Consider the following 7033-nt stretch of genomic DNA (forward strand, 5'->3'; position numbering starts at 1 on the left):
AGCCGAACTCACCAACCCGAGTCGGGACAACCTCTCTGGACATCACAGCTAGCCGGCGGTCGCGGTGCGGACCGTCCAGGCGTACTCGAACGCGATCTGGCGCCAGCGCTCGTAGCGACCGGAGACGCCACCGTGACCGGCGCTCATCTCGCAACGCAGCAACACGGGCCTGTCGGTCGAGTTGGCCGAGGTCGACACCTCACGCAGCTTGGCCACCCACTTGGCCGGCTCGACGTAGAGCACGCGGGTGTCGTTCAGCGAGGTCACCGCGAGGATCGCCGGGTAGTCCTTGGCCTCGATGTTCTCGTACGGGGAGTAGGAGGCCATGTAGTCGTAGACCTCCTCGGAGTGCAGCGGGTCGCCCCACTCATCCCACTCGATCACCGTGAGCGGCAGCTCGGGCATGAGGATCGAGGTGAGCGGATCCACGAACGGCACGACGGCCTGGATACCCGCGAACAGCTCCGGCGCGAGGTTGGCCACAGCACCCACGAGTAGTCCGCCGGCGCTCCCGCCCTCCGCGACCAGACGGTCCGGGGCCGTGAGCCCCGAGTCGATCAGGTGCCGGGCGCACGCGATGAAGTCGGTGAACGTGTTGCGCTTGACCAGCGTCTTTCCGTCCTCGTACCAGAGACGGCCCATCTCGCCGCCGCCCCGGACATGGGCCACGGCGTACGCCATGCCGCGGTCCAGCAGCGACAACCGCGCGACGGAGAACGAGGGGTCCATGCTCGACTCGTACGAGCCGTACCCGTACAACAATGTCGGCACCTGCTCGCCGGCATCGATTCGGGCGGCCGTGTCGACTGACATGACCAACGAGATCGGCACCCGGGTACCGTCTTCGGCGGTCGCCCAGTCGCGACGCTGCACGTACCCGGCCGGATCGTAGCCGCCCAGCACCTCCTGCTCGCGCAGCAGCGTCCGCTCCCCCGAGACCGGGTCCAGCGAGTACACCCGGCCCGGCGTGACGAAGGAGCCGAATCCGAACCGCAGTACCGGGGTCCGCCACTCGGCGTTCGCGCCCGGTCCGGAGGTGAACAACTCCTCGTCGAACTCGACCGGCTCGAAATCGCCGTAGGACTGCGCGCCGTCGGTCGATCCAGGATCGAGCAGCATCATCGCGAACCGGGGCAGCGCCGCCTCGCGGTAGCCGAGCACCAGGAACCGCTCGAAGGCGTCCACGCCCTCGACGCGGACGTCGTCGCGGTGCGGCACCAGCGTTCGCAGCTCGGTGAAACTCCCCTCCACCGGCCCGGCCGGCGCCTCGACGATCGTCGAGTTGGGCGCCCCGGCGTTGTGCGTGATCAGGAAGCGGTTCTGCCCACCGACCACGGCGTGCTCGACGTCGTACTCCACGCCCACTTCGCGCGGCCGGACGCACCAGAACTCGCCGGCGGGGTCGGCGGAGTCCAGGCACCATACCTCGGTGGTGATCTTGGAACCCACCGCTATCTGCAGGTACTTCTCGCTACGGGTCTCGCCCACACCGATCCAATAGGACTCGTCGGGCTCGTGGAACACCTTGTCGTCGTCGTCACGGGTCGTCCCCAGGCGGTGACGCCACACCGTATCGGGACGCCACGCCTCGTCCACGGTCACGTAGAAGACATAGTTCCCGTCCCGCGACCAGGTCACCCCCGCGGCGATGCCGGAGATCTCCTCCTCCGGCGCGGTGACCTCAGGATCCAGCGCCCGGAAGCGGAGGGTGTAGCGCTCGTCGCCCTCGGTGTCGGTCGCCCAGGCGAGCATGCGGCCGTCGTGGCTGACCGAGAAGGCGCCGAGCGCGAAGTACTCGTGCCCCTCCGCCTCGACGTTTCCGTCCATCAACAGCTGTTCTCCGGGCAGCTCTACACCTGGAGAGACCTCTGGCGGGACCCAGCCCGCGGGGTCTGACATGTCCGCGGCGAACTCGCCGGCCACAGGCACCCGGCAGTGCTGCGCATAGGACCTGCCCTCGATGGTGCGCGAGAAGTACCACCAGCTGCCGGAGCGTACCGGGACCGACATATCGGTCTCCTTGACGCGGGACCGGATCTCCTCGTAGACCTCGTCCTCGAGAGGCTTGAGGTCCGCTGTCATGGCGTCGGTGTAGGCGTTCTCGGCCTCGAGGTAGGCGCGCGTGTCGGGGGCGTCCTTGTCGCGCATCCACTCGTAGTCGTCGACGAAGACGCGCCCGTGGTGCTCGCGGTGGTGCGGGCGGCGCTCGGCGACCGGAGGGGTGGGCGCGGCAGCGTTCGGCGAGATGTCCGAGGTGCTCATGCGTCGCCCCCGATCCAGTCGGCGAACGACAGGCCCGAGATGCGCTCGTAGGCCTCGATGTAGCGTGCGCGCGTCGCCTCCACCACCTCCGCGGGAAGTGGCGGCGGGGGCGTGTCCGAGGCCTTGTCCCAGCCCGAGTCGGGGCCGGTGAGCCAATTACGCACGTACTGCTTGTCGAAGCTCGGCTGGACGCGGCCCGCCTCATAGGTGTCGGCGGGCCAGTAGCGCGAGGAATCCGGTGTCAGCACCTCGTCGGCCAGGATCAGCTCACCGCCCGAGAGCCCGAACTCGAACTTGGTGTCGGCCAGCAGGACGCCGCGCGCGGCCGCCATCTCGGCTGCCCGGGAGTAGACGTCCAGGGTGGCGGTACGCAGTCGATCGGCCAGCTCGGCGCCGACGATGTCGGTGAGCTGGGAGAACGAGATGTTCTCGTCGTGGTCGCCCACCGCGGCCTTGGTGGCGGGCGTGAAGATCGGCTCCGGCAGGCGGCTGGCCTCGACCAACCCGTCCGGCAGCTCGATTCCGCACACCGTGCCCGACTCGCGGTACTCGACCATGCCGGAGCCGGTCAGGTACCCACGGGCGACGCACTCGGCCTGCACCATGTCGAGTCGACGCACGACCATCGACCGCCCGAGCACCTCGGCGGGAATCCGCTCGTCGTCCAACGGCCCGGCCAGATGATTGGGCACGTCGAGCGCGTCGAAAAAGTAGGCGCTCATCGCCGTGAGCACGCGGCCCTTGTCCGGGATCGGCGTTGCCAGCACGTGGTCGTACGCGGAGATCCGGTCCGTGGCCACCATGAGCAGGGTCTCGGCGTCGATCTCATAGAGTTCGCGGACCTTGCCGGCGGCGAGATGGCGATAGGAGGAGAGCTCAGGTCGCATGACGGCCAGCGTAGCCGTCGCGCCTCTCCGTGCTCCGTCCGGCGAGGGGCATCAGCCCAGGCGCGCGTCGAGCCACGCCCCCAACGCCTCGTACGCCTCGTCGGCGCACCGGTCGTTGAACAACTCGTGCTTGCCGCCCTCGAACTCGCGGTAGGTGATCTCGGGACGGGGGTCGTGGTCTGAGCCGGCGAGCTGGGTGAAACGACGCGCACCGGCCGGGGCCGTGATCGGGTCCGCGGAGCCGTTGAGGATCAGCGTGGGCACCCGCAGCGCGCGCGACCGCTCGATCAGTCGGGCACCCCCGGCCAGCAACGTCCCCGCGGACAGCGCCGGGACACCCCCGTGGAGGACCAGCGGGTCGGAGTTGTAGTCCACCACGTACTCGGGCACACGCGAGATGTCGTTCGCATCGAGCTTCTCCACCGGCAGGAACGGCAGCATTCGCGCGATGACGGGCGCGATGGCCTTCAGCACGGCGGGGGTGGTCTCGCCCACGAGGAGCCCGGGCGAGGACAGGATCAGTCCCTTGAGATCCCACGGCCGCCGCAGCGCGGATTCCCCGGCGACCTGACCGCCCAGCGAATGGCCCATGAGCAGACGCGGGAGCGTGTCGGCGCCGGCACCCTCATCTGAGCGGCTCCACTGCGCCACCGCGTCACGGACCGCCAGGTTGTCCTCGATATGGGTTTCCATCGCGACCCTGAACCGCGGCCCCGGAGCGGCGCCGTGACCCCGCAGATCGTAAGTCGCCACGGTGACGCCCCGGGACAGGAGGAAGTCGACCGTTCGTCCGTATCGGCCGGAATGCTCTCCGAAACCGTGGACCAGCACGAGCACGGCCCGGGGGGCCTCTGCGTGATGCAGGGTGACCTGCAGGCCACCGGTACCGGGAACAGGGAGAAGACTCTGGCGCATGTGCGCCACACTATCGCCGCTGACGAACCGATGACACGAGATCACCGCGACCGTGGCGACCCGGGACCCGGACCCGCGGGCGAACTCGTCGTCGTCGTCACCAACGGCGCCGCCGGGGGCCCGCGCTACAGGATCGCGCCGGGCGCGTACCCCGCGGCCTCCGGATAGCGGGCGACGAGCGCGTCGATCCGGGCCACCACGGCGTCGACCTGGTCGCCGGCGACGCCCACGAACGCCGCGCGGTCGGCCAGCGCCTCGTCGAGCGCCGCGCGGTCGAGCGGCAGTCGGTCATCGGCGGCGAGACGGTCGAGCAGGTCGGGCTCACGCCCCTCCTCGCGCATCGCCAGCGCCACGGCGACCGCGTTCTCCTTGATCGCCTCATGCGCGACCTCCCGGCCGACTCCCGCGCGGACCGCGGCCATGAGGACCTTGGTTGTGGCGAGGAACGGCAGGTAGCGCTGGAGCTCCTTGTCGATCACGGCGGGATACGCGCCGAACTCGTCCAGCACCGTCAGGAAGGTCTCGAACATGCCGTCCAGCGCGAAGAAGGCGTCCGGCAGCGCCACGCGGCGGACCACCGAGCAGAAGACGTCGCCCTCGTTCCACTGCGCACCGGCGAGCTCCGCGACCATCGAGCCGTACCCGCGCAGGACCACCTGCAGGCCGCCAACCCGCTCACAGGACCGGGTGTTCATCTTGTGCGGCATCGCCGACGAGCCGACCTGACCCGGCTGGAAGCCCTCGGTGACCAGCTCGTGGCCGGCCATCAGGCGAATGGTCTGCGACAGCGACGACGGGCCGGCGCCCAGCTGCACCAGCGCCGAGACGACCTCATGGTCCAGCGAGCGCGGGTATACCTGGCCGACCGAATCGAAAGTCCGCGAGAAGCCGAGGTGGGCGGCGACGCGCTGCTCGAGCTCGGCCATCCGGGAGGCGTCACCGTCGAGCAGATCGAGCATGTCCTGCGCGGTGCCCATGGGGCCCTTGATGCCCCGCAGCGGATAGCGCTCGAGGAGCGACTCGACCCGCTCGAGCGCGACGAGCATCTCGTCCGCGGCGGAGGCGAAACGCTTGCCGAGTGTGGTGGCCTGGGCGGCGACGTTGTGGCTACGACCGGCCATGACCGTGTCGCGGTGGGCGGCGGCGTGCTCGGCCAGGCGGCGCACGATGGCCACCGTGCGATCGCGCATCAGCTCGAGCGAACGCACAACCTGGAGCTGTTCGACGTTCTCCGTGAGGTCGCGGCTCGTCATGCCCTTGTGGATGTGCTCGTGGCCGGCGAGGGCGTTGAACTCCTCGATCCGCGCCTTGACGTCGTGACGGGTGACTCGCTCGCGCTCGGCGATCGATGCCAGATCCACCTGGTCGATCACCGCCTCGTACGACCGGATCACCCCGTCGGGGACGTCGATCCCCAGGTCACGCTGGGCGCGGAGCACCGCGATCCACAGCTGGCGCTCGAGCACGATCTTGTACTCTGCGGACCACAGGGTGGCCAGGTCGGTACTCGCGTAGCGCGAGGCGAGGACGTTGGAGATGCGGGGCTTGGCGGTCACGGGGCCGATTCTCTCACGATCCACCGACACCTCCGCCACTCCGCCGACCGGGCGGACTTGTCCAATGTAATTGCTCGAACACCCTTGCGACATACCGCCGTACCCGATACTGTAGAACACACATTCGATGTAGGTGCGAAGCGGGACGGAGGTGGGGGCTGATGGAGAGGGATGACGACGACAAGGCGGGCCCGCCGACTTCGCCCACCGGTCCGGCCGCATCTGCCGCTGCGGCGGCGATCTCGGTTGCCGCCGATGCTGCGCGTGCGGGGTGGGAGGCCGAGAACCGTGCGGCGGCGCACCGACTGTCGGCAGCGCACCAGTTGATGACCGCATGCCTGGACTACCCGGGCTGCGGTACCGACCCCGACGATCCCCGGCCCGGATACTCGATCCTCGATGCCGCCGATGTCGCGATCACCCACCTGGTGCGGGTGCTGGCGATCTCCACCTACAAAGCCGGGACGATGATCTCCTTCGCCGCCGACCTGCACCTTCGCTACCCGGCGATCCTCACCGCGATGACCCAGGGACGACTAGAGGAGGCCACAGCCAAAGCCCTGGCCGGGCAGATGGAATTCGTCGACCCCGCACTGCTGCACCAGATCCAACAGGACGTGGTCGATGACTACCTGGCCGCCATCGAAGCCGGCAGACGACCTGGCATGAAAGCCATCCGCAACCGGGCCGACGAGATCATCTCCACACGCGATCCGAACGCGGTCCGGGCCCGCAAAAAAGACGCCGGCCGCGACCGCGGCGCCAGCATCAGCCCCGGCCGCGACGGCATGTCCACCCTCCACGCCCTCCTGCACGCCGACGAGGCCGCCGTCCTGGCCGAAGCACTCGAACAGAAAGTCGCCGCCGACCGCGCCACCGAAGAAGACGCCGCAGCCACTGCCAGCGAGCCCGCCGACAACACCGCAGCCGCCAACGGACCTGACACCGACACCGACACCGACACCAGCCCCGGGTCTGCAGATGCGCCCTACAGCCTGGCCCAACGCCGCGCCGATGCCCTGATGTCCCTGATCTGCGGCGACACCACCACCCCCGCCCGCGCCGACTCGGGTGCAACCGATTCCGGTGACACCACCAACCCCGCAGCGCCCGGCACCTCGCGCGGCTCCGGCACGCCGGACACGTCGGGCTCGGGCGCGCCGGCTTCCGGTGGGGTGATGTTGCGGCCCAAGATCACCGTCATCGCCCCCACCGGCGCGAACGCCAGCCGCTGGGCAGACCACACCCGGGTGGAGTTCGCCCGCACCGGCGAAGCCGCCCTGCAGTCCCTGCTGGACCTGCTCGCCTGCAGCGACGGCGCCAGCCTGCACCACATCGACCCCACCCCCGGCGCCGCCGTGGACCGTTCCCGTCTTGGTGGACACTCCGAGATGAGCGGTGAGTTCCCCCGAG

At 69.5% G+C, this 7033-nt stretch carries 5 protein-coding genes; 1 reads left to right on the top strand and 4 read right to left on the bottom strand.

Going from position 1 to position 7033, the window contains the following annotated elements; all coding sequences use genetic code 11:
* Positions 1-48 precede the first annotated feature (48 nt).
* From ACWGLC_RS17585 to purB, 4 genes are all read right to left on the bottom strand, one after another.
* A complete protein-coding gene (locus ACWGLC_RS17585) occupies positions 49-2262 on the bottom strand; it encodes a S9 family peptidase (protein WP_452101080.1) in 2214 nt (737 codons plus the stop codon).
* A complete protein-coding gene (locus ACWGLC_RS17590) occupies positions 2259-3149 on the bottom strand; it encodes a phosphoribosylaminoimidazolesuccinocarboxamide synthase (protein WP_452101081.1) in 891 nt (296 codons plus the stop codon). Before ACWGLC_RS17590 ends, ACWGLC_RS17585 begins: the two co-directional genes overlap by 4 nt.
* A 51-nt stretch (positions 3150-3200) precedes the next feature.
* Positions 3201-4064, bottom strand: coding sequence for an alpha/beta fold hydrolase (locus tag ACWGLC_RS17595; protein ID WP_452101082.1), 864 nt, complete (start codon positions 4062-4064; stop codon positions 3201-3203).
* Between the two features lie 125 nt (positions 4065-4189).
* Positions 4190-5620, bottom strand: coding sequence for an adenylosuccinate lyase (gene purB, locus ACWGLC_RS17600; protein ID WP_452101083.1), 1431 nt, complete (start codon positions 5618-5620; stop codon positions 4190-4192).
* A 161-nt stretch (positions 5621-5781) separates the two neighbouring features.
* Here purB and ACWGLC_RS17605 point away from each other — a divergent pair.
* The coding region (locus ACWGLC_RS17605; protein WP_452101084.1) for a DUF222 domain-containing protein at positions 5782-7033 on the top strand (1252 nt) is incomplete at its 3' end.

The sequence above is a fragment of the Dietzia sp. NPDC055877 genome, from assembly GCF_053615975.1.